Origin of the sequence: Streptomyces sp. NPDC047880, from assembly GCF_040706515.1 — a bacterium.
Lineage (GTDB): Bacteria > Actinomycetota > Actinomycetes > Streptomycetales > Streptomycetaceae > Streptomyces.
Genome location: NZ_JBEZOK010000010.1, coordinates 137,975 through 158,568 on the forward strand (window position 1 = coordinate 137,975; position 20,594 = coordinate 158,568).

General features: G+C 70.1%; 19 protein-coding genes and 1 pseudogene. 8 read left to right on the top strand and 12 right to left on the bottom strand.

Annotated features, from left to right (window positions below):
• Nucleotides 1–106 precede the first annotated feature (106 nt).
• The gene (locus AB0937_RS17710; protein WP_366712692.1) at nt 107–1,120 is read left to right on the top strand and encodes a fatty acid desaturase; all 1,014 of its coding nucleotides are present in this window, start codon (nt 107–109) and stop codon (nt 1,118–1,120) included.
• Entirely contained in the window at nt 1,117–1,794 is a 678-nt protein-coding gene (locus AB0937_RS17715; protein ID WP_053675827.1) for a TetR/AcrR family transcriptional regulator, read from the top strand. The genes AB0937_RS17710 and AB0937_RS17715 overlap by 4 nt, the downstream gene beginning before the upstream one ends.
• A gap of 17 nt (nt 1,795–1,811) precedes the next feature.
• Here AB0937_RS17715 and AB0937_RS17720 read toward each other — a convergent pair.
• A pseudogene (locus AB0937_RS17720) lies at nt 1,812–2,162 on the bottom strand (VOC family protein); the annotation flags it as partial.
• A gap of 2 nt (nt 2,163–2,164) precedes the next feature.
• Nucleotides 2,165–2,995, bottom strand: coding sequence for a trans-aconitate 2-methyltransferase (locus AB0937_RS17725; RefSeq protein WP_366712694.1), 831 nt, complete (start codon nt 2,993–2,995; stop codon nt 2,165–2,167).
• Nucleotides 2,996–3,131: 136 nt separating this feature from the next.
• Here AB0937_RS17725 and tamR point away from each other — a divergent pair, with 136 nt between their 5' ends.
• On the top strand, nt 3,132–3,629 hold the full coding sequence (gene tamR, locus AB0937_RS17730; protein ID WP_366712695.1) for a MarR family transcriptional regulator TamR: 498 nt from the start codon (nt 3,132–3,134) through the stop codon (nt 3,627–3,629).
• Here tamR and AB0937_RS17735 read toward each other — a convergent pair.
• Entirely contained in the window at nt 3,588–4,355 is a 768-nt protein-coding gene (locus AB0937_RS17735; RefSeq protein WP_366712696.1) for a response regulator transcription factor, read from the bottom strand. The genes tamR and AB0937_RS17735 overlap by 42 nt on opposite strands.
• 309 nt (nt 4,356–4,664) lie before the next feature.
• On the opposite strand from AB0937_RS17735, the gene AB0937_RS17740 reads away from it, so the two are divergent.
• A complete protein-coding gene (locus AB0937_RS17740; protein WP_366712697.1) occupies nt 4,665–5,123 on the top strand; it encodes a GNAT family N-acetyltransferase in 459 nt (152 codons plus the stop codon).
• Between the two features lie 143 nt (nt 5,124–5,266).
• Here the strand turns inward: AB0937_RS17740 and AB0937_RS17745 are convergent, their stop codons facing one another.
• Nucleotides 5,267–5,440, bottom strand: coding sequence for a hypothetical protein (locus tag AB0937_RS17745; protein WP_366712698.1), 174 nt, complete (start codon nt 5,438–5,440; stop codon nt 5,267–5,269).
• Here AB0937_RS17745 and AB0937_RS17750 point away from each other — a divergent pair.
• Complete coding sequence (locus tag AB0937_RS17750; RefSeq protein ID WP_366712699.1) at nt 5,439–5,891, top strand: hypothetical protein; 453 nt, start codon at nt 5,439–5,441, stop codon at nt 5,889–5,891. The genes AB0937_RS17745 and AB0937_RS17750 overlap by 2 nt on opposite strands.
• An 8-nt stretch (nt 5,892–5,899) precedes the next feature.
• Complete coding sequence (locus AB0937_RS17755) at nt 5,900–6,901, top strand: hypothetical protein (protein WP_366712700.1); 1,002 nt, start codon at nt 5,900–5,902, stop codon at nt 6,899–6,901.
• Nucleotides 6,902–6,964: 63 nt separating this feature from the next.
• Here the strand turns inward: AB0937_RS17755 and galK are convergent, their stop codons facing one another.
• From galK to galT, 3 genes are read right to left on the bottom strand one after another with little or no spacing between them, the layout of a single operon-like run.
• Nucleotides 6,965–8,119: a galactokinase gene (galK, locus tag AB0937_RS17760; RefSeq protein WP_366712701.1), complete on the bottom strand. Its 1,155-nt coding sequence runs from the start codon at nt 8,117–8,119 to the stop codon at nt 6,965–6,967.
• Nucleotides 8,119–9,087 (bottom strand): UDP-glucose 4-epimerase GalE, encoded by a 969-nt coding sequence (galE, locus tag AB0937_RS17765; RefSeq protein ID WP_366712703.1) that lies wholly within the window; start codon nt 9,085–9,087, stop codon nt 8,119–8,121. The genes galK and galE overlap by 1 nt, the downstream gene beginning before the upstream one ends.
• Nucleotides 9,084–10,145 carry a galactose-1-phosphate uridylyltransferase gene (gene galT / locus AB0937_RS17770; protein ID WP_366712705.1) on the bottom strand — a complete coding sequence of 354 codons (1,062 nt, stop codon included), beginning with the start codon at nt 10,143–10,145 and terminating at the stop codon, nt 9,084–9,086. Before galT ends, galE begins: the two co-directional genes overlap by 4 nt.
• A gap of 164 nt (nt 10,146–10,309) precedes the next feature.
• On the opposite strand from galT, the gene AB0937_RS17775 reads away from it, so the two are divergent.
• Entirely contained in the window at nt 10,310–11,989 is a 1,680-nt protein-coding gene (locus AB0937_RS17775) for a sodium:solute symporter family protein (RefSeq protein WP_366712706.1), read from the top strand.
• Nucleotides 11,990–12,015: 26 nt separating this feature from the next.
• The gene (locus tag AB0937_RS17780) at nt 12,016–12,333 is read left to right on the top strand and encodes a hypothetical protein (RefSeq protein WP_366712707.1); all 318 of its coding nucleotides are present in this window, start codon (nt 12,016–12,018) and stop codon (nt 12,331–12,333) included.
• A 147-nt stretch (nt 12,334–12,480) separates the two neighbouring features.
• On the opposite strand, the gene AB0937_RS17785 is transcribed toward AB0937_RS17780, so the two are convergent.
• The 5 genes from AB0937_RS17785 to AB0937_RS17805 all read right to left on the bottom strand — a co-directional run bounded on the left by AB0937_RS17785 (nt 12,481) and on the right by AB0937_RS17805 (nt 20,418).
• On the bottom strand, nt 12,481–13,161 hold the full coding sequence (locus AB0937_RS17785; protein WP_366712708.1) for a LuxR C-terminal-related transcriptional regulator: 681 nt from the start codon (nt 13,159–13,161) through the stop codon (nt 12,481–12,483).
• Nucleotides 13,162–13,419: 258 nt separating this feature from the next.
• Nucleotides 13,420–15,318 carry a PQQ-binding-like beta-propeller repeat protein gene (locus AB0937_RS17790; protein ID WP_366712710.1) on the bottom strand — a complete coding sequence of 633 codons (1,899 nt, stop codon included), beginning with the start codon at nt 15,316–15,318 and terminating at the stop codon, nt 13,420–13,422.
• Between the two features lie 58 nt (nt 15,319–15,376).
• Nucleotides 15,377–17,137, bottom strand: coding sequence for a PQQ-binding-like beta-propeller repeat protein (locus tag AB0937_RS17795; RefSeq protein ID WP_366712712.1), 1,761 nt, complete (start codon nt 17,135–17,137; stop codon nt 15,377–15,379).
• A 190-nt stretch (nt 17,138–17,327) separates the two neighbouring features.
• Complete coding sequence (locus tag AB0937_RS17800) at nt 17,328–19,133, bottom strand: ABC-F family ATP-binding cassette domain-containing protein (RefSeq protein WP_366712714.1); 1,806 nt, start codon at nt 19,131–19,133, stop codon at nt 17,328–17,330.
• A 70-nt stretch (nt 19,134–19,203) separates the two neighbouring features.
• The gene (locus tag AB0937_RS17805; protein ID WP_366712715.1) at nt 19,204–20,418 is read right to left on the bottom strand and encodes a hypothetical protein; all 1,215 of its coding nucleotides are present in this window, start codon (nt 20,416–20,418) and stop codon (nt 19,204–19,206) included.
• Nucleotides 20,419–20,594: the final 176 nt, after the last annotated feature.

Here is a 20,594-nt window from a genome sequence, read left to right on the forward strand (position 1 = left end):
ACTGCCATACTTACGACGCCGTAGGTTACGGAACCGTAGGAAGCACGTCACGGTTCACGTGCCCCGGCTACCCCTTCTCCCTCCACATACCCCCCAGGGGACGCGTATGACCAGTAGTTCCGACGTGATCGAGGACGCTTTCGAGGCGCCCGGTCAGGCCACCGACGCCACCCCGGCGACGCTGGGCGGCGAGCAGAAGCGGTCCATCGAGCAGATCGCCCTCCTTCTCTTCATCACCGTCCCGTTCCTCGCTCTGCTGGCCGCGGTGCCGCTGGCGTGGGGCTGGGGGGTGAGCTGGCTGGACATCGGTCTGCTGGTCTTCTTCTACTACCTCGGGTGCCACGGCATCACGATCGGCTTCCACCGTCACTTCACCCATGGGTCCTTCAAGGCCAAGCGGCCGTTGAAGATCGCGCTGGCGATCGCGGGTTCCATGGCGGTCGAGGGCCCGCTGGTGCGCTGGGTGGCCGACCACCGCAAGCATCACAAGTTCTCCGACGCGGAGGGCGACCCGCACTCGCCGTGGCGTTTCGGTGAGACGCTCCCGGCCCTGATGAAGGGCCTGTGGTGGGCGCACATCGGATGGATGTTCGACGAGGAGCAGACGTCGCAGGAGAAGTACGCGCCCGACCTGATCAAGGACAGGACGCTGCGCAACATCTCCCGCCAGTTCGTCCTGTGGACGGTGGTGTCGCTGGCGCTGCCGCCGCTGATCGGCGGCCTGGTGACGATGTCCTGGTGGGGCGCGTTCACCGGCTTCTTCTGGGGTTCCCTCGTCCGGGTGGCCCTGCTGCACCACGTGACGTGGTCGATCAACTCGATCTGCCACGCGGTCGGCAAGCGCCCGTTCAAGTCGCGTGACCGTTCGGGCAACGTGTGGTGGCTGGCGGTGCTGTCGTGCGGTGAGTCGTGGCACAACCTGCACCACGCCGACCCGACGTCCGCCCGGCACGGCGTGATGCGCGGCCAGCTGGATTCGTCCGCCCGGCTGATCCGCTGGTTCGAGAGGGCGGGCTGGGCGTACGACGTGAGGTGGCCGTCACGCTCGCGTATCGATTCGCGCCGTAACACCGGGGAAGGCGGCTCCCCGCGCGGGAAGGAGCCCGTCGAGGCGGCATGATGGTCGCTGTGGCGACCGACTCGAGCAGCACCCCCAGCAATGACAAGCCGCGGCGAGCGCGCCGCACCCGGATGACCGGTGCCGAGCGCCGTCAGCAACTGCTGGAGATCGGTCGCACGCTCTTCGCGGCCAAGGGCTTCGAGGGCACGTCCGTGGAGGAGATCGCGGCGAAGGCCGGGGTGTCCAAGCCGGTGGTGTACGAGCACTTCGGCGGCAAGGAAGGGCTGTACGCGGTCGTGGTGGACCGTGAGATGCGGCGCCTGCTGGACATGGTGACCAGTTCGCTCACGGCCGGTCACCCCCGCGAACTGTGCGAACAGGCCGCGTTCGCGCTGCTGGACTACATCGAGGAGTACACGGACGGGTTCCGCATCCTGGTCCGTGACTCGCCCATCCCTCAGTCGACGGGTTCCTTCGCCTCGCTGATCTCCGACATCGCCACCCAGGTGGAGGACATCCTGGGCCGCGAGTTCAAGAGCCGCGGCTTCGACCCGAAGCTGGCCCCGCTGTACGCCCAGGCCCTGGTCGGCATGGTCGCCCTGACCGGCCAGTGGTGGCTGGACGTGCGCCGTCCGAAGAAGGCCGAGGTGGCCGCGCACCTGGTGAACCTGGCGTGGCACGGCCTGGACGGGATAGAGGCCAAGCCGCACCTGATAGGACGCCGCAAGGCCTGACCAGGTCCCCTCCAGAGGGGTTCGAGGAACTCCAGGCGGTTGCCGGCCGGGTCCTGTGTGCAGAGCCGCTTGTGCCCGGGCAGGGCGGAGTCCCGGACGACGGACGCCCCGCCGGACTCCAGCCGCGCGGCGTGGGCGTCGATGCCCGTCACCCGCAGTCCGGGGTGGGCCTTGTGTGCCGCCCGGAAATCCTCCTCGACCCCCAGATGCGGCTGCACCGCCCCGGCCCGGAACCAGCACCCGCGCCGCCGGGCAAGCTCGGGCGGTTTCGGTACCTCGGTCATCCCGAGGACGTCGACGTAGTACGCCCGCAGCCGCCGCTCGCTGCCGGGCGAGGCGGCGAGCTCGACGTGATACAGGGCGGTGATCTTCAGCCCTCCTTCCGGGCCACGGCGAACACCCGGCGGAACGGGAACGGCGTGCCGTGCGGGCCGGCCGGATAGGCCTCGCGCAGGGCCGCCCGGTACTCGGCGACGAACGCCTCCCGCTGCTCCGGCTCGTCGGCGAGGGCGGTGAGCACGGGCCGCAGGCCGGTTCCCTTCACCCAGTCGAGCACCGCGTCCTCCCCCTGGAGCAGGTGGATGTACGTCGTCTCCCACACGTCGGCCGCGCAACCGAGGGACGTCAGCCGCTCCAGGTAGGCCCCGGGGGCGTGGACGGCGTCGGCGTGGCGCAGGGTGCCGGCGAGCCGGCCGCGCCAGCGCGGTGCACCGGCGAGTTCGCGCATGAGCCGGTGGCTGGGGGCGTCGAAGTTGCCGGGCACCTGGAAGATGAGGGTGCCGCCGGGTTTCAGTCCCGCCACCCAGTCGGGGAAGCGCTCGGCGTGGCCAGGCACCCACTGGAGCGTGGCGTTGCTGATGATCAGGTCGTACGGCTCGTCCGGCGTCCAGGTCCGTACGTCGGCGTGCTCGAAGCCGAGACGCCCTCCGCCCGGGGTCGGCCCCTCGTGGTCGACGTGGGCCTTGTCGAGCATCTCGGGCGAGTTGTCGTAGCCGGTGATCAGTGCGGTGGGCCAGCGGGTGGCGAGCAGCGTGGTGACGTTCCCGGGGCCGCAGCCGAGGTCGGCGATGCGGGGACGGCCGGCGGCCGACCGGGCGGGCAGGTCGGGGACGCGGGCGAGGAGGTCGGTGAAGGGGCGGGCGCGGTGGTCGGCGTGACGGAGGTACTGACCGGGGTCCCAGGTGGGGGCGGCTGCGGGCATCGTTCCTCCTGGTGTCCTGATGTGTCCTGGTGGTGACCGTGCGGGGCGCACACCCAGCGTGATCCAAAGGTATCTCGATGTCAAGAAACTTGATGTCAAGAGACTCTACGTCGACACAACCACTACACTGATCGTCATGGAGGACGAGGTCGATCGGCTGGTCGCAGCGTGGCGCCGGGAGCGCCCGGACCTCGACGTGGAACCGCTCGAGGTGCTCAGCCGCGTGAGCAGGCTGGCCCGGCATCTGGACCGGGCACGGCGGCTGGCGTTCTCGGAGCACAACCTGGAGCCGTGGGAGTTCGACGTCCTGACGGCCCTGCGCAGGGCGGGCACGCCGTACCAGCTCTCGCCGGGACAGCTCCTCACCCAGACCCTGGTCACCTCGGGCACGATGACGAACCGCATCGACCGTCTGGCGAAGAAGGGCCTGGTGGAGCGCCTCCCCGACCCCAGCGACCGCCGGGGCGTCCTGGTGCGGCTGACGGTCGAGGGCCGGGACCGCGCGGACCAGGCCCTGGCGGGTCTGCTGGCCCAGGAGCGCGCGATCCTCGCGGAGCTCTCCCGAGCCCAGCGCGGTGAGCTGGCGGGGCTGCTACGCCAGCTGACCGCCCCGTTCGACAACATCCCCGGTTAGGTCCACCGGCCCGACCCCGGCCCGCCGTGCGAGGGCGACGGCGGCGAGGGTGGAATGCACGCCGAGCTTGCCGAGGACGTTCTGCATGTGGGTCCGTACGGTGTGCGGCGACAGGAACAGGCGCTCGGCGACGGCCTTGCGCCCCAGTCCCGCCACCATGCACCGCAGCACTTCCCGCTCACGCGGAGTGAGGGACTCGACGAGCTGCTCGCTCTCGGTGCGGTGCTTGCGGGCGGCGGTGAGCTCCCGCAGCACACCCGTCAGCAGGGCGGGCGGCAGATGGGTCTCTTCCCGCAGCACGCCCCGGATGACCGTGAGCAGCCGGGACAGCGAGCAGTCCTTGGCGACCCAGCCGGAGGCGCCGGCCTGCAGGGCGAGGGCCGCCCGCCGCGGGTCGTCCTTCTCGGCGAGCACGACGATCCGTACGTTCGGCTGCGCGGAGCGCACACCCGTGACGAGGGAGATCCCGTCGACGAGCCCGTCCTCGTTGCCCTCCTGCACGGGGACGGCCGGGCGGGTGCCCGGTACCTTGCCGCCCAGGTCGGCGTCCACGAGCAGCACGTCGAACCGCCGCCCTTCGGCGACCGCCCGCTCCAGGCTGCGCAGCGCGGCCGGACCGCTGCCGGCCGCGGAGACGTCGACATCGGGCTCGGCGGCGAGGGCCGCCGCGAGTGACTCGGCGAAGATGCGATGGTCGTCGACGACCAGGACTCGGATGCGAACCACGTAACCCCCTTCCCCAGTGCTCCCGAAGAGCAGGGGATACCCCAACGTCGGGGGTTGACACCGCGCGGGCACGACGCCGGGGTGTCCGGGTCCGCTGCGTTCCGTCGTCCGTCCTTGCCGCAGCGGCCTGTTCGGGTCGCCGCAGCCGCACGGCCGCCGCCGTGCAGTACCGCCACCCCCACCCCGGGCGTCGTACCCCGGCTGTCTCGCCCCCTGATCGGCACCGGCCCCCACCGGTGCTGTTCATCAGGGTACGGACGGGGGCCCGGAGCGGAAGGTTATTTGCAAAACTGACTGCCCGACGCGTTTATGGTGTGCCGCATGTTCCGTCTTGAGACAGAAGTCGACAAGGACCGACGTGATCTGCTCCGCACACGCCTGCGGGACACGAACACCGCCGCCTCTCCGATCCTGCGCGCCCTGCGCGGGACTCCGGACGAAAGGGACATGCCCTTGCATGTGTGGGCTGTGAACGACGGAACCGACGACCTCGCCGGCGGCCTGGTCGGCCACACCTGGGCGACCTGGCTCCACGTGACCTACCTCTGGGTCGACGAACGCCACCGCGGCAGGGGCCTGGGCGCACGGCTCCTCGCGGAGGCGGAACACATCGCGTCCACGTCCCGCGGCTGCCGGTCGTCCCGCCTGGAGACCTGGGACTTCCAGGCCCCCCGGTTCTACGAGAAGCAGGGGTACGAGGTGGTGTGCGTGGTGCCGGACTATCCGCCGGGGATCACGGAGTACTCGCTGGTGAAGAGGCTGGGGTAGCGGCGCGGGCGAGTTGCGGGGGCGAACCCGCTCGATGACGCCCCGTCATCACTCACCGATAGCGTTGGTTCGCTTGAGTTATCCCCCCACATGATCAACGGGAGACACAGTGAACCGCCCCGCTCGGCTCGTGACAGCCGCGCTCACCGCTCCGCGGCCCTGCTGCTGACCGCCTGTGGCTCGGGGGGAGGTGACGGCTCGTCATCGTCCGACAAGATCGCCGGTGCGGGATCGGGCGACAAGGCATCGGCTTCACCTTCGGCTTCCGCGTCGGCGGACGGGATCGATCGGCCGGTCATCAAGCTGCCATCGGACATGAAGATGGTTTTCGAAGGACAGCAGACCGGCGATGCCATCAAGGACGCCGTTCTCGCGGACAACGAACGGGCCGAGGGCACGATGTGGCAGGCCATGGCCTACGGCGACGTGAAGAAGTCCGGGATGGCCTTCTACTACACGGACGATGCGCTGACCGGTGTGTACCAGTACGCCAAGCGCGCCATCGACAAGAAGACCAGTTGGGCCGGCACCCTGCGTTACTTCGACCGGCAGGTCACGGTGTTCGGCAAGAAGTCGGCGGCTTTGACGTACTGCGTCGACGAGAGCAAGGCAGACCTCAAGAACCGCGAGACGAACAAGCTGCAAGGCACCAAGACCACGCCGAACAGCTACGTCCACTACAACATCGGCCTGAAGAAGAACGACGCAGGCGTCTGGCAGACCTGGGATGTCACCGAGGACCGGGGGTCGAAGAAGTGCCAGCCCTGACACGGTGCATGGGCGTAGCGGCGCTCGCCTCGGCACTGGTCGGCCTCGGGGCTCTTCCGGCTGCGGCCGGAGGGTTCGACACTGTCGGGCCCCGGGAGAGCAAGACATCCGGCGACGCCTCCGGCCCCGCCCTGGAGTCCCGGGTCAGCATCACGGTCAAGGGCACCAAGGCGAAGGGCAGCGGTCCGATCACCTCCACCGCCGTGGACTGGGAGCCGCCGGCCTGCTGGTACGAGCCGTACTGGAAAGCCAAGGACTTCAAGACCTTCAACGAGGCCAAGTGGTCGATGTACGAGTCCGCCGGAGGCTCGCCCGAAGGCATCGCCGACGTCCAGGCTCGCTACAAGAAGGGCCACCCCTACAAGGACTTCAACGTCGCGAAGAACGACGAGGGCATGTGGTGGGTGGCGGTGAAGAACCCGGAGATGAAGGACGATCCGGCGGCCAAGTCCTGCACGCGTGACCCCTTCTGGGTCGACAACGGCAAGAACCCCGGTGTTCCTCAGGCCATCGACACCGAGACCCTCGCCGGGCTCGCGCACCAGCGGACCGTCGTGCCGCCGACGAAGATCTCCCTCGCTCCGGAGGCCAGGTCGACGGTGAACGCGCCCACATGGGTCTGGCTGGACAAGGGCGCCTTCAAGCCCGTCTCCGTCACGGCGAGTCTGCCCGGCACGGGACTGTGGGCGACCACCACGGCCAAGCCGGTGAGCCTGCACCTCGATCCGGGAACAGCGGACGCGGAGACGCTTCCGGCGTCCGGTGAGTGCCTGATCAACGACGACGGCTCCATCGGAGAGCCGTACGCCCGGGGCAAGGCGGAGCTGACGCCACCGTGCGGGGTGCGCTACCTGCGCTCCTCGGGAGACGACACCTACGGCCTTGAAGCGACTCTCACGTGGGAGATCACCTGGGAGGGTGCGGGCGGCACGGGCGGTGACCTGCCCAACGGCACGTTCGCCACCACCACCGAGGTGCCGGTCCAGGAGATCCAGTCCGTCAACCGCTGACAAGGCGACGGCAGCGGTGCTCTCCCCGGGGGGGGGGGAGGGCGCCGCTGGTGCCGGGGGGGGTCAGGGCAGGCGGCGGGCTCCTGGGGAGGGGACCGCTTCGAAGACGCGGGGGGTGGTGAAGCCCGCCGATGCGAAAGCCTCCGTCACCGCCTTGGTGACGGCGTCCACGTCCGCCTCCTCCACGAGGACGATCGCCGAACCGCCGAAGCCGCCGCCCGTCATGCGGGCGCCCAGCGCTCCGTTGGCCAGGGCCGTGTCGACGACCAGGTCCAGTTCGGGGCAGGAGATGCGGAAGTCGTCGCGCAGCGAGGCGTGGCCCTCGACGAGGACCGGGCCGATCGCGCGGGTCTCGCCCGACTCCAGGAGGGAGACGACCCGTTCGACGCGTTCGTTCTCCGTGACGATGTGGCGGACCAGGCGGCGGACCTCCTCCTCGTCGCCGAGGCGGCCCAGGGCCGCGTCCAGGTCCGCGTAGGGCACGTCACGCAGCGCGTCGACGCCCAGCAGGGCCGCGCCCTTCTCGCAGCCGGCCCGGCGCTTGCCGTACTCGCCCTCGCTGTGGGAGTGCTTGACCTGCGTGTCCACGACCAGCAGGCGCATGCCCCCGGCGGCCAGGTCGAAGGGGATCTGCTTCTGGGAGAGGTCGCGCGTGTCGAGGAACAGGGCGTGGCCGGTCTCGCAGCAGGCCGACGCCGTCTGGTCCATGATGCCGACGGGGGCACCGACGTAGACGTTCTCCGCGCGCTGGCACAGGCGGGCCAGTTGCCAGCCCTTCAGGCCCAGTTCGTACAGGTCGTCGAGGGCCAGCGCGACCACGACCTCCAGCGCCGCCGACGACGACAGGCCCGCGCCGGAGGGGACCGTCGAGGCGAGGTGGATGTCGGCGCCGGTGACCGGGTGACCGGCCTCGCGCAGCGCCCACACCACACCCGCCGGGTACGCCGTCCAGTTCCGGTCGGCCTCCGGCACCAGCTCGTCGACGCGCAGCTCGACGACCCCGCCCTCGACGTCCGCCGAGTGCAGGCGCAGCACGCCGTCCGTGCGCCGGGAGACGGCCGCCACGGCGGTGTGCGGCAGCGCGAAGGGCATCACGAAGCCGTCGTTGTAGTCCGTGTGCTCACCGATGAGGTTGACGCGGCCCGGGGCCGCCCAGACACCCTCGGGGGCGGCTCCGTAGAGCTCCTCGAAACCGTCCCGCACCTGCTGTGCGCCCACTACTGCTCCCTTGCGATGTTCTGCGCGAAGTCCCACGCGTCCGCGACGATTCCCGCGAGGTCCGCGCGGGACGGGTTCCAGCCCAGCTTCTCGCGGGCGGTGTCGGCCGAGGCCACCAGGACCGCCGGGTCGCCGCCCCGGCGCGGGGCCACGACCTCGGGGATCGGGTGGCCGGTGACCCGGCGGACCGTCTCGATGACCTCGCGGACCGAGAAGCCGTTGCCGTTGCCGAGGTTGCAGATCAGGTGCTCGCCGGGGGTGGCGGAGGTCAGGGCCAGCAGGTGGGCCTCGGCCAGGTCCGCGACGTGGATGTAGTCACGCACGCACGTGCCGTCCGGCGTCGGGTAGTCGTCGCCGAAGACCGAGATCGCCTCGCGCCTGCCCTGCGCCACCTGGAGGACCAGCGGGATCAGGTGGGACTCGGGGTCGTGGCGTTCGCCGTACGCGCCGTACGCGCCCGCCACGTTGAAGTAGCGCAGGGAGACCGCGCCCAGGCCGTGCGCCGCGGCCTGCCCCGTGATCATGTGGTCGACCGCGAGCTTGGAGGCGCCGTAGGGGTTGGTCGGGGACGTGGGCGCCGACTCGACGATCGGGACCCGCTCGGGCTCGCCGTACGTCGCCGCCGTCGAGGAGAAGACCAGCTTGCGCACGCCCGCCTCGCGCATCGCGGCCAGCAGCGCCATGGTGCCGCCGACGTTGTTGTCCCAGTACTTCTCCGGCTTCACGACCGACTCGCCGACCTGCGAGAACGCGGCGAAGTGCAGCACGCCGTCGAAGGAGGAGTCCAGCCATTTCGCGGCGTCGCGGATGTCGCCCTCGGCGAACGACGCGCCCGCCGGGACGCCCTCGCGGAAGCCCGTGGTGAGGTTGTCGAGGACGACGACCTCGTGACCGGCCTCCAGCAGGTGCTGGGCGACCACGCTGCCGACGTATCCCGCGCCGCCCGTCACCAGGTACTTCCCGCTCATGAACTCGCTACCTCTCGCAGTCGCTCGGCCGCGCGCTCCGGCGGCACGTCGTTGATGAACACGTTCATGCCGGACTCGGAACCCGCGAGAAACTTCAGCTTGCCGGAAGTGCGGCGGATGGTGAAAAGCTCGAGGTGCAGCGCGAAGTCCTCGCGCACGACGCCGTCGAACTCCTCCAGGGAGCCGAACGGGGCCTGGTGCCAGGCCGCGATGTAGGGCGTGGGAGGTTCACTCTCCCCGAAGATCCGGTCGAAGCGCCTCAAGAGTTCCAGATAGACCTTGGGGAATTCTGTGCGCGCGTCCTCGTCGAGGCCGAGCAGGTCGGGCACGCGGCGCTTGGGGTGGAGGTGCACCTCGTAGGGCCAGTGGGCCGCGTAGGGCACGAAGGCCACCCAGTGCTCCCCCTCCAGAACGACCCGCTCGCCCGCGAGTTCGCGCTCCAGAACGGCGTCGAAGAGGTTCTCCCCGCCGGTCATCTCCTTGTGGGTCGCGGCCGAGCGGAGCATCAGCGCGGTGCGGGGGGTGGTGAAGGGGTAGGCGTAGATCTGGCCGTGCGGATGTCCGAGGGTCACGCCGATCTCGGCGCCCCGGTTCTCGAAGCAGAACACCTGCTCGACGGACGGCAGGTGGGACAGCTCCGAGGTGCGGTCCGTCCACGCGTCCAGCACCAGGCCGGCCTGTTCCTCGGTGAGGTCGGCGAAGGAGGCGTTGTGGTCGGAGGTGAAGCAGACGACCTCGCAGCGGCCCGAGTCGCCGGCGAGCGAGGGGAACCGGTTCTCGAAGACGACGACGTCGTAGGACGAGTCGGGGATCTCGCTCAGGCGCTCGCCCTCGGAGGGGCACAGGGGGCACTCGTCGGCCGGCGGGTGGTAGGTGCGGCCCTGGCGGTGGGAGGCGATGGCGACGGAGTCGCCGAGGAGGGGGTCACGGCGGATCTCGGACGTGGTGACGGTGCGGTCCAGCGGCCGGCGGTCGGTCGCGTCCCGCACGCTGTCGTCACGCAGGTCGTAGTAGATGAGCTCGCGACCGTCGGCCAGCCGGGTCGAGGTCTTCTTCACGCCGGACTCCTTGCCCTTCAAACAGAACCCAACATATCAAAACGCAATTCACCACAGACGTCAACATCACAATCAAACAAAGTGCATCAACAAACGGGTTCAATTGCTGGACGCGGAGAAGAAGATCCCGCGAGGTATCGGTTCGCGCAACGAAGCGAGGGCTCATGCAAACCCCCACATATCTGTCGGCCGAGCTACGACTCCCCACCAACTGGCTCGACTACACGATCCTCGGCATCTACTTCCTCGTCGTGCTCGGCATCGGCTTCGCCGCCCGGCGCTCGGTGAAGACCAGTCTCGACTTCTTCCTCTCCGGCCGTTCCCTGCCCGCCTGGGTCACCGGTCTCGCGTTCATCGCCGCCAACCTGGGCGCCACGGAGATCCTGGGCATGGCCGCCAACAGCGCCCAGTACGGCGTCTACACCACGCACTGGTACTGGATCGGCGCCATCCCGGCCATGGTCTTCCTCGGCCTGGTGATGATGCCCTTCTACTACGGTTCGAAGGTGCGCTCGGTCCCCGAGTTCCTGCTGATGCGCTTCGACCGGGCGGCGCACCTGCTCAGCTCGGTCCTCTTCGCCTTCGCCGCGATCCTCATCGCCGGCGTCAACCTCTACGCCCTGGCCATCGTCGTGGAGGCGCTGCTGGGCTGGCCGGAGTGGGTGGCCATCGTCGTCGCCGGCTTCTTCGTCCTGGCGTACATCACCCTGGGCGGCCTGTCCTCGGCGATCTACAACGAGGTCCTCCAGTTCTTCGTGATCCTGGCGGCGCTCATCCCCATCACCTTCCTCGGCCTGAAGAAGGTCGGCGGCTGGGACGGCCTGTCCGACTCCCTCACGAAGAGCCGCGGCGCCGACTTCATGACGTCCTGGGGCGGCACGGGCATCGGCAACGACAACCCGCTCGGCGCGAACTGGCTGACGATCGTCCTGGGCCTCGGCTTCGTCCTCTCCTTCGGCTACTGGACGACGAACTTCGCCGAGGTGCAGCGCGCGCTGTCCGCGAAGAACCTCTCGGCCGCCCAGCGCACCCCCCTGATCGCGGCGTTCCCGAAGATCTTCATCGTGTTCCTGGTGATGATCCCGGGCCTGGTCGCCGCCGTGCTGGTCCCGAAGATCGGCACGTCCGGCTCCGACCTCCAGTACAACGACGCCATCCCCTACCTGATGGAGCAGCTGCTGCCCAACGGCGTGCTGGGCATCGCCGTCACCGGCCTGCTCGCGGCGTTCATGGCGGGCATGGCGGCCAACGTGTCGTCGTTCAACACCGTGTTCACCACGGACATCTGGGCGAAGTACGTCGTGAGGGGCCGCGAGGACGAGTACTACGTCCGCTTCGGCCGCCTCATCACCGCGATCGGCGTCCTGGCCTCCATCGGCACGGCGTTCCTCGCCCGCTCGTTCTCCAACATCATGGCCTACCTGCAGACCCTCTTCTCCTTCTTCAACGTGCCGATGTTCGTCGTCTTCATCATCGGCATGTTCTGGAAGCGGGCGTCCATGAAGTCGGGCTTCTGGGGGCTGCTCGCGGGCACCACCGCGGCGATGGTCAACTACTTCGTCCTCTACAAGCGGGACATCATCGACATCCCCTCCGACCAGGGGGCCAACTTCGTCTCGGCGATCGCGGGCTTCGTCGCGGGCGCGGTCGTCATGGTCGCGGTGTCACTGTTCACCGCGCCCAAGCCGGCCGAGGAGTTGCAGGGGCTGGTCTACGGCACGACCTCGCCCGGCATGTCGGAGCCGCCGGCGCCCGGGGACGAGGCTTGGTACCGCAAGCCGGCGCTGCTCGGCTGGGGCGCGATCGTCCTGGCCGCGGCCTGCTACATCCCGTTCTCGTTCTGACCCCCGACCGAGGAGTGTGATCGCACATGTCCGAGTTCTACTCCGAGAAGGACCTGCAGCGGGAAGTGACCGAGCTGCAGGGCAAGTCGGCGACGGCTGCGCGGCTCTTCGACATCCGGCGGATCATCGGCGGGCTGTTCGTGGTCTACGGCGTGATCGTCACGATCGCGGGGTTCACGGCGTCCGACGCGGACATCGACAAGGCCGAGGGGGTGAACATCAACCTGTGGACCGGGCTGGGGATGCTGCTGCTGGGCGTGTTCTTCCTGGTCTGGCTGAAGCTGAGGCCTGCGGCCCCGGCACCGCCCGGGGTTGAGCCGGAGGACGACGAGCGGGTGGAGTGACCCGGGGGTGTCCGGTGCGCGGCGTCGCTGCCGGGCAGGGTGGGCGCGCAACTCGGCGCGACGAGGTGCTGCCTGCGCCCACCCGTGCCGCCCCGGCGGCACCACTGCCCGAGCGGGGGCTGAGCGGACCCCACCGCCCTCCCCGGCTCACTGCTCGCGCTGTACCGGTCCCGCCCTGTCCAGCAAGCCCGTGCGGGCCGCCAGGGCCGCCGCTTCCAGGCGGGAGCCGACGCCCAGTTTCATCAGGACCCGCTGGACGTGCGTGCGTGCCGTCGACGGTGCGATGCCCATGCCCGCCGCGATCAGGCGGGTGTCCTCACCGTCGGCGACCCGGACCAGGACCTCCACCTCGCGGGGCGTGAGCATCTGGAGCAACCGCTGGCCCTCGTCGTCCGGTTGGGCCGCCGGGTTGAGCAGCTCACCGAACGCACCCTGCAGCAGCTGCGGCGCCACCGCCGCCTCCCCCGCCCGCGCCTTCATGATCGCCCGCTCGACACCCTCTATGCGCTCGTCGTGCCGCACATAGCCGGACGCCCCCGCCGCGAACGCCGCCGCGATGCCCCGAGGGCTCGGAACCGGCCCCAGCACCAGCACCGCCACCTGCGGCCGCTCCCGCTTGATCCGCACCACCGGGTCGAAGACCCCCGGCTCGGCCGGCGCCGCCGTCCCCAGCAGGCACACCTCCGGCGCCCGTGTGATCACCAGCTCCGCCGCGCCCGCGGCCGGCGCCGCCGCGGCCAGCACCCGGTGCCCCCGCAGCTTCAGCGCCGAAGCCAGCGCCTCGGCCAGCAATCGGTGGTCGTCGACCACCATGAGCCGCACTCCCATCGAGCAACCCCCCAGTCACCCCAGCCCCCCCATGGAAGCCCCCCGGCTCCCCCGCCTTCATGCCCCCGGAAGCTACACGCTTGTTCGACGTTGCGCTCCCCCTACCGGCGAGAATCGCCCCGGATCGCCGAAATTCCCAGCCCTCCAGGTTGACCGCGCCAAACAGCTGTGGCCCCGCCCCTGAACAGGGACGGGGCCACATCAGCCACCAGTCGATCAAGAACCGGTCAGTACCCGGTCAGAGCCCGGTCGGAGTGATCAGCCCGTACCGAAGCCGACCGCGAGGTACTCCTTCTCCCGCACTGTCGACCGCTTGCTCGCATACACCTTGGACATGTAAAGGTGCCCGTCGGCGTACAGGAACTCGGAGTACTCCGGCGACATGCTGGTCTCCACGTCGCGGACCGAGTCCGTCGCGGGGTTCTGCAGCAGCGTCGTCTCCTTGAAGCTGCCTCCGGCGATGCTCACGACCTGTCCGCCCTTGTCGTAGGGGGGACGCTTGTACGCGATCAGGTTGCCGCCGTCCATGCGCAGCGGCGAGATGGTGTACCCGTCGCCGGCGTCGGCCCGCTGCCCGGTCTGCTTGCCGGTGGCAAGGTCGAAGGCGACGATCTCGTTGGTCTGGCTGTACTTGCCGGTGCCGTCGTGCTCCTCGGTGGGCAAGTACAGCCGGTCGTTGCCGACGGCCAGCAGGTTGCACGCCTCGACGCGGGTGATGCCCTCGCAGCGGGCCGCGAACTGCTCGCCCGGCGCGGAGATGCGCGTGCGCAGCTTGCCGGTCCTGCTGTCGATGGAGAAGAAGTCGGAGATGCCGCTGCCGTCGCCCGCGGAGTCGCCGACATCGGCGGCCACGACCAGCGGGTTGGTGGACACGATGCTCGCGTACTCGATGCCCTCGGTCATCTTGTACTCCGAGATCACCTTCCCGGACTTCGGGTCGATGGTCTGGATGTGCAGCTGCCTCTGGTCGTACGGGCCGCACTTGCGCACCGCGACGAGCTTGTCGCCGCCGCCGTAGCCGGCGTCGTAGCAGGAGTCGGCCGGCTTGGGGCTCCACAGGAGCTTGCCGGAGACGTCGAAGGCGGCGCCGCCGCTCGTGCTGCCGACGGCGACGGTCTTCCCGCTGAGGGTGATGTTGTCGAAGTTGACCAGCTGGTCACCGCTCTTGACCGTCTTGGTCCACAGCTTCTTGCCCGCGTCGAGGTCGATGAGGGCGATCTGGCTGCACCCGTGCGACGGGTCGGCCTTGGTGGGCATCGCCGGCTGGTAGAGGATCGCCGTCAGGTTGTCGTCGGTGACGTGACGGCTGGCCTGGCAGACCGGACCGGCCAGCGGCAGCTTCCACAACTCGCTGCCCTTGTCGCGGTCGTAGCCGACGATCCGGGCGATGCCGCTCTTGACGTACGCCTTGTCGGTGAGCCACGAGCCGGAGACGACGACCGTGCTGTCGTTCTTCACCTCGGGCGCCGGGACCTGGAAGAGGACCTTGGCGCTGGGGTCGGACGGCGCCTTCTCCTTGCCGGCGGCGGTGCCGCCGTTGCCGTCGTCCGTGCCGCCGGTGCCGCCGCTCTGGCCGGCGGTGTCGTTCTGCCTGCCCTCGTCCTTGCCGGACGAGGCGTACCAGACGCCGCCGCCGATGATCAGGGCGATCGCCAGGACCGCGGCGACGATGATCAGCAGCTGCACGTTGAGCTTCGCGCCGCCGCCCGGCTGTCCGGCCTGCGGCTGGTGCGGCATGGTCTGCTGCGGATAGCCGTAGCCGGGCTGCTGCCCGTAACCGGGCTGGCCATAGGGCGCCTGCGGTTGCCCGTACGGCGCCTGCGGCTGCCCGTACGGCCCCGGCTGCTGGCCGGGGTAGCCGTAGCCGGGCGGGGCCTGCGGAGGCTGGGGCGCCGGAGCACTGTGCGGATACCCGTAACCCTGCGGAGGCTGCGGCGTGTTCTGCGGAGCCGACGGGGCAGGCGTCTGCGGCGCGGACGGCGCCTGGGGGTAGCCGTACCCCGGCTCCGGGGCCTTGCCGAGGTTCGGCCCGGACGCGGGCTGCTGGCCCTGCGGCGGGGTCTGCGGCGGCTGGTCCTGGGGCGGCTGCTCCGGGGGCGGGCCGAAGCCGCCCCCCTGCGGGGGCTGCTGGGGCGGCGGGGGCGGCGGCTGGGTCATGACGTGGGTACCTCGGGGAAGGGGACGGACGACGAACGGGGCGCGGAAGGAGGAGGAGTCACTTGCCGTAGGCGAGCATCAACTTCTCCTTCGTGTCGTCGTTCCCGCTCAGCCGGGTCGTCGAGATGTAGAAGCGCCCGTCGACCCAGTCGATGTCCTTGGAGAAGAAGCTGTCCTCGACGTCCGCGGCACCCTCCGGGTTCTGCAGCAGCTTGGACGGCTTGTGGCTGCCGCCGCCGGTCGGGATGGACACGATCTGCCCGCCCGCGTCGTACGACGGCTGCACGTAGGCGATGAGCTTTCCGCCCTCGGTCTTCACCGGCAGCATCGACTCGTCCGAGGGGGACTTCACGCGCCACTTCTCCTTGCCGTTCGCGAGGTTGACCGCGACGATCTCGTTGGCGCCGGAGGTGGCCTCGGTCGGCAGGTACAGCGTGTCGTCGTCGACGGCCACGCCTTCGCAGCCCGTGAGGTCCCGCTCGAGGATGGCCCAGCCGCACTCGGGGGCGAAGTCCTCGTCGAAGCCGACCTGCGAGCGGAACTTGCCGCCGGAGGTGAAGGTGGAGATGTTCCAGGCCTTCTTGTCCTCGTTGGTGCTGTACACGACCAGGGGGCTGACCGAGTAGGTGCGCGCGACCCGCCAGCCCTTGTCGAACGGCTGGGTCCACCTGGCCTTGCCGGTCTTCGGGTCGAGCTCCTGGACCTCGTCGTGCTCCTTGTCGGAGCCCGCGCCGCAGGAGGAGACGGCGATCAGCTTCTCGCCGCCGGCGAACGCGGCGGGGAAGCAGGCGTTGCCGTACTTCTTCTTGTCGAAGAGCTTGTCACCGTTGGTGACGTCGTACGCCGTGCCGGACTGGGAGCGGCCCACCATCAGGGTCTTGCCGGTGATGGACAGTTCGACGGAGAGCGTGGAGTCGAACAGGGCGCCGTCGGCGACCTGTTCCTTCCAGCCCTTCTCGCCGGTGGCGAGGTCGATCTCCTGGAGCTGGTTGCACTTTGCGCGGTCGCTCGAGCCGCTCATGTACGCGACGACGATCTTGTCGTCGGAGGTCTTCTGCGGGGTCGTCGCGCAGATCTTCTGCGGGAAGGTGATCGCGTCCCAGGTGGGCTTGCCGTCACCGACGTTGTAGGCGAAGAGCTGCTTGTAGGCGGCCTTCACGGCGGTCTTGCCCGTGATCCACATGCCGTCGGCTTCGGCGCCGGAACCGGGCGCGTCGGGCGCCTCCTTGTACCAGAGGACCTTGGCCTCGCCGGCCTGCCGGCCCGCGTTGAGGTCCTCCGGGTCCTCGCCGCCGTCGCCGCTGCCGTCACCGGGGTTGACCGGTGCGGAGGAGCCGGGCTTGGCGTCGTCGGTCTTCTGGGCGACCGGCTTCTTCTTGCCCTTGCCGTCGTCACCGCCGGTGACGGCCCACACGGTTCCGCCGACCACGAGCAGCGCGGCGACGGCGGCGCCGATGATCAGGGCGGGCTTGCCCTTGAAGGGGTTGTTCGAACCGCCCCCGGGCGGGGTGCCGGGCGCGCCGGGGTACTGCGGCTGCTGCGGGTAGCCGTATCCGGGCCGGCCGTACGGGCCGGGCTGCTGCGGCTGACCGTAGGGGCCGGGGTTGTACGGGCCCGGCTGCTGCGGCTGCCCGTACGGACCGGGCTGCTGCGGGTAGCCGTAGCCGGGCTGCGGCGGTCCCTGCGGAGGAGGCGGCGTCTGGGGCGGGCCCTGGGGCGGCGGCGGAGTCTGCGGCGCCCCGTAACCACCGCCCTGCGGCGGCTGGTTCTGCGGTGCTCCGAAGCCACCGTGCGGTGGCTGACTGGGCGGCTGAGTCATCAGCGGCTCCCCCGTTCGATCACTGATTTTTAGCCACACCCTGAAATGCCCATGGGGCTCAGAGATGCTTCATAAAGTTCTAAGACGGCTCTTTCTATCACTCCGTTCCGACAGCGGAGCGGGCCGTCGCCCCCTGTTCCCAAGGGAGAACCGGCCCGTGATGCCGCCGTTACGCGTCTTCACGCACCCTTCACGCGTCCTCGGCGAGTTCCAGCCAGCGCATCTCCAGCTCCTCGCGCTGACCGGCCAACTCCCGCAGCTCCGCATCCAGTTCGGCCACCTTTGCGAAGTCCGTGGCATTCTCGGCGATTTGTGCGTGGAGCTTGGTCTCCTTCTCGGAGAACTTGTCGAGCTGCCGCTCGATCTTCTGGAGCTCCTTCTTGGCGGCGCGCTGGTCGGCCGCGCTCTTCTCCGGGGCGGCGGACTGCTGCGGTGCGGGGGTTGAGGCGGCCGCGGCCTCCTCCATGCGCTGCCGTCGCTCCAGGTACTCGTCGATCCCGCGCGGCAGCATGCGCAGCGCGCCGTCGCCGAGCAGCGCGAAGACGCGGTCGGTGGTGCGTTCGATGAAGAACCGGTCGTGGGAGATGACGATCATCGAGCCGGGCCAGCCGTCGAGGACGTCCTCCAGCTGCGTCAGCGTCTCGATGTCGAGGTCGTTGGTGGGCTCGTCGAGGAAGAGGACGTTGGGCTCGTCCATGAGCAGGCGCAGCAGCTGGAGCCTGCGGCGCTCACCGCCGGACAGGTCGCCGACGGGCGTCCACTGCTTCTCCTTGGTGAAGCCGAACGTCTCGCACAGCTGCCCGGCGGTCATCTCCCGCCCCTTGCCGAGGTCGACGCGCTCGCGCACCTGCTGCACGGCCTCCAGCACGCGTGTGTTCGGGTCGAGTTCGGCGACCTCCTGGGAGAGGTAGGCGAGCTTGACCGTCTTGCCGACGCGGACGCGCCCGCCCGCCGGCTGTGCCTCGCCGTCGGTCCTGGCCGCCTGCGCCATGGCCCGCAGCAGCGACGTCTTGCCGGCGCCGTTGACACCGACCAGGCCGATGCGGTCGCCGGGACCGAGCTGCCAGGTGACGTGCTTGAGCAGGACCTTGGGGCCGGCCTGGACGGTGATGTCCTCCAGGTCGAACACCGTCTTGCCCAGCCGGGTCGACGCGAACTTCATCAGCTCGCTGCTGTCCCGGGGCGGCGGTACGTCCGCGATGAGCTCGTTGGCGGCCTCGACGCGGAAGCGGGGCTTGGAGGTGCGGGCGGGCGCGCCACGGCGCAGCCATGCCAGTTCCTTGCGGACGAGGTTCTGCCGCTTGGCCTCCTCGGTGGCGGCGATGCGCTCGCGCTCGGCCCGGGCGAAGACGTAGTCGGAGTAGCCGCCCTCGTACTCGTAGACCGCGCCGCGCTGGACGTCCCACATGCGCGTGCACACCTGGTCGAGGAACCACCGGTCGTGGGTGACGCAGACGAGGGCCGACCTGCGCTTCTGCAGGTGGCCTGCCAGCCAGGCGATGCCCTCGACGTCGAGGTGGTTGGTGGGCTCGTCCAGGACGAGCAGGTCCTGCTCCTCGATGAGCAGCTTGGCCAGCGCGATCCGGCGCCGCTCACCGCCGGACAGCGGGCCGATGACGGTGTCCAGGCCCTTGGGGAAGCCCGGCAGGTCGAGCCCGCCGAACAGACCGGTGAGCACGTCCCTGACCTTGGCGTCGCCGGCCCACTCGTGGTCGGCCATGTCGCCGATGACCTCGTGGCGGACGGTGGCCTCGGGGTCGAGGGAGTCGTGCTGGGTGAGCACGCCGAGGCGGAGCCCGCCGGAATGCGTGACCCGGCCGCTGTCGGCGCTCTCCTGCTTGGCGAGCATGCGGATGAGCGTGGTCTTGCCGTCGCCGTTGCGGCCCACGACACCGACGCGGTCCCCTTCGGAGACGCCGAGGGAGACGCCGTCGAGCAGGGCGCGGGTGCCGTACACCTTGCTGACGTTCTCGACATTGACCAGGTTGACGGCCATTACTCTCCTGCCAAGGGGGATGGATCGACCCCCAGGGTAGTCGCGTGCGGGGGTGCTCCGGCCGGGGCGGTCAGCCGCCGTCCGCCTCTTCCCGGCGGCGCTGGTAGCGCCACACGTCCAGCAGCCGCTCGTCTTCGCGCAGTTCCTCGGCCACGGGGCCGATGCGGTGCTCGGCCTCCACACAGCGCGGGTCGTCGCGCACGGCCAGACCGGACACGGCACAGAGGCGGATCGGCTGCTTCTCGTCATGGGTGAGCGCGACCAGCGCGTCCCCCACCTCGGGTTCGCTCCCCCGGTGGTGGGCGAGCCAGTGGCACACCGCCTCGCGTACGCCGGGGTCCTCGTCACGGGCCAGGGTGAGCACGGTGGTGAGGCTCTCGGGGCGGTGCACGGTCTCCGGCACCAGGGCGCGCACCCTCGGATCCGGGTGGGTGAGGTACGACAGCCCGACCGCCTCGATCTCCGGGGCGCTGTCGTGGGTCATCGCGTGCAGGAGAACCGCCAGCACCTCCGGGTCCTCCTCCTGTTCCGCCCAGGGCACGAGCTCCCGGCCCCGGTCCCAGAACGGCTGGCCGCCCTTGACGACGTCTCCGAGGATCAGGGACAGCAGGAGGTCGGCGGCGAGCAGGCGGTGCAGCCGGTCGGGGTGGTTGAGCAGGTCCCGGCTCCACTGCCAGGTCTCCTCGTCGGTCCGCCGTCCGAGCGTGAACACCACGTCGCACCACACGACGTGGTTCCGGTCGGGGTGGGCGAGGGCGCGCGCGACCAGTTCGTCGAAGGGGGTGCGGATGCCGTACAGGGCCTCCATGGACGTCAGGACGGCCCGGTGCTCGTCGCGCACGGTCATGGGGCCGAGCCTCAGCTGCTCGCACCACCAGCCGATCTCGTCGTTCTCGACCCGGGTCCGCTCGATGGGCCCGGTGAGGCCGGTGAGGCGGCGCAGTTCGGCCTCGGCGCCCGCCTCGGCCCAGCGCCGGGCCCGGGCCAGCAGGTCGGCGCGCGCCGGTGCCGGGAGCGGTCTGCGGCCGGTCGCGAGCGCATGGGTCAGCAGGTGCCACCCGCCGTCCACCGCGCGCGTCAGCGGGGTGCTGCCGTCGGGCAGCGGGCGCAGGGGGTCGGCACCGGCTCGCAGCAGCGCTTCGGCGACGTCCTCGTCGTACGCGGCCACGGCGAGGCACAGGACCGGCAGGCCCTGCGCGAGGGTGTCGGGGTCGGCCCCGGACTCCAGCAGCGACGTGACCGCGTCGGCGTCCCCGCGCCGTACGGCCGCGACCAGTTCCTCCATGCCTGCGCCCCCCTTGTCGGAACAACTGGGGGAGCCTAGGCGGCCGGCCTTCGCGGGGGCACGCGATTAACGCGCGAAGGCCGCCGCCGAGGCAGGGGATCAACGCCCGGGGCCCGACGCCAGGGAGCACGAGGTCGACGTTCGACGACGGCCGCCGAGGCGCACGGTGCCCCGGG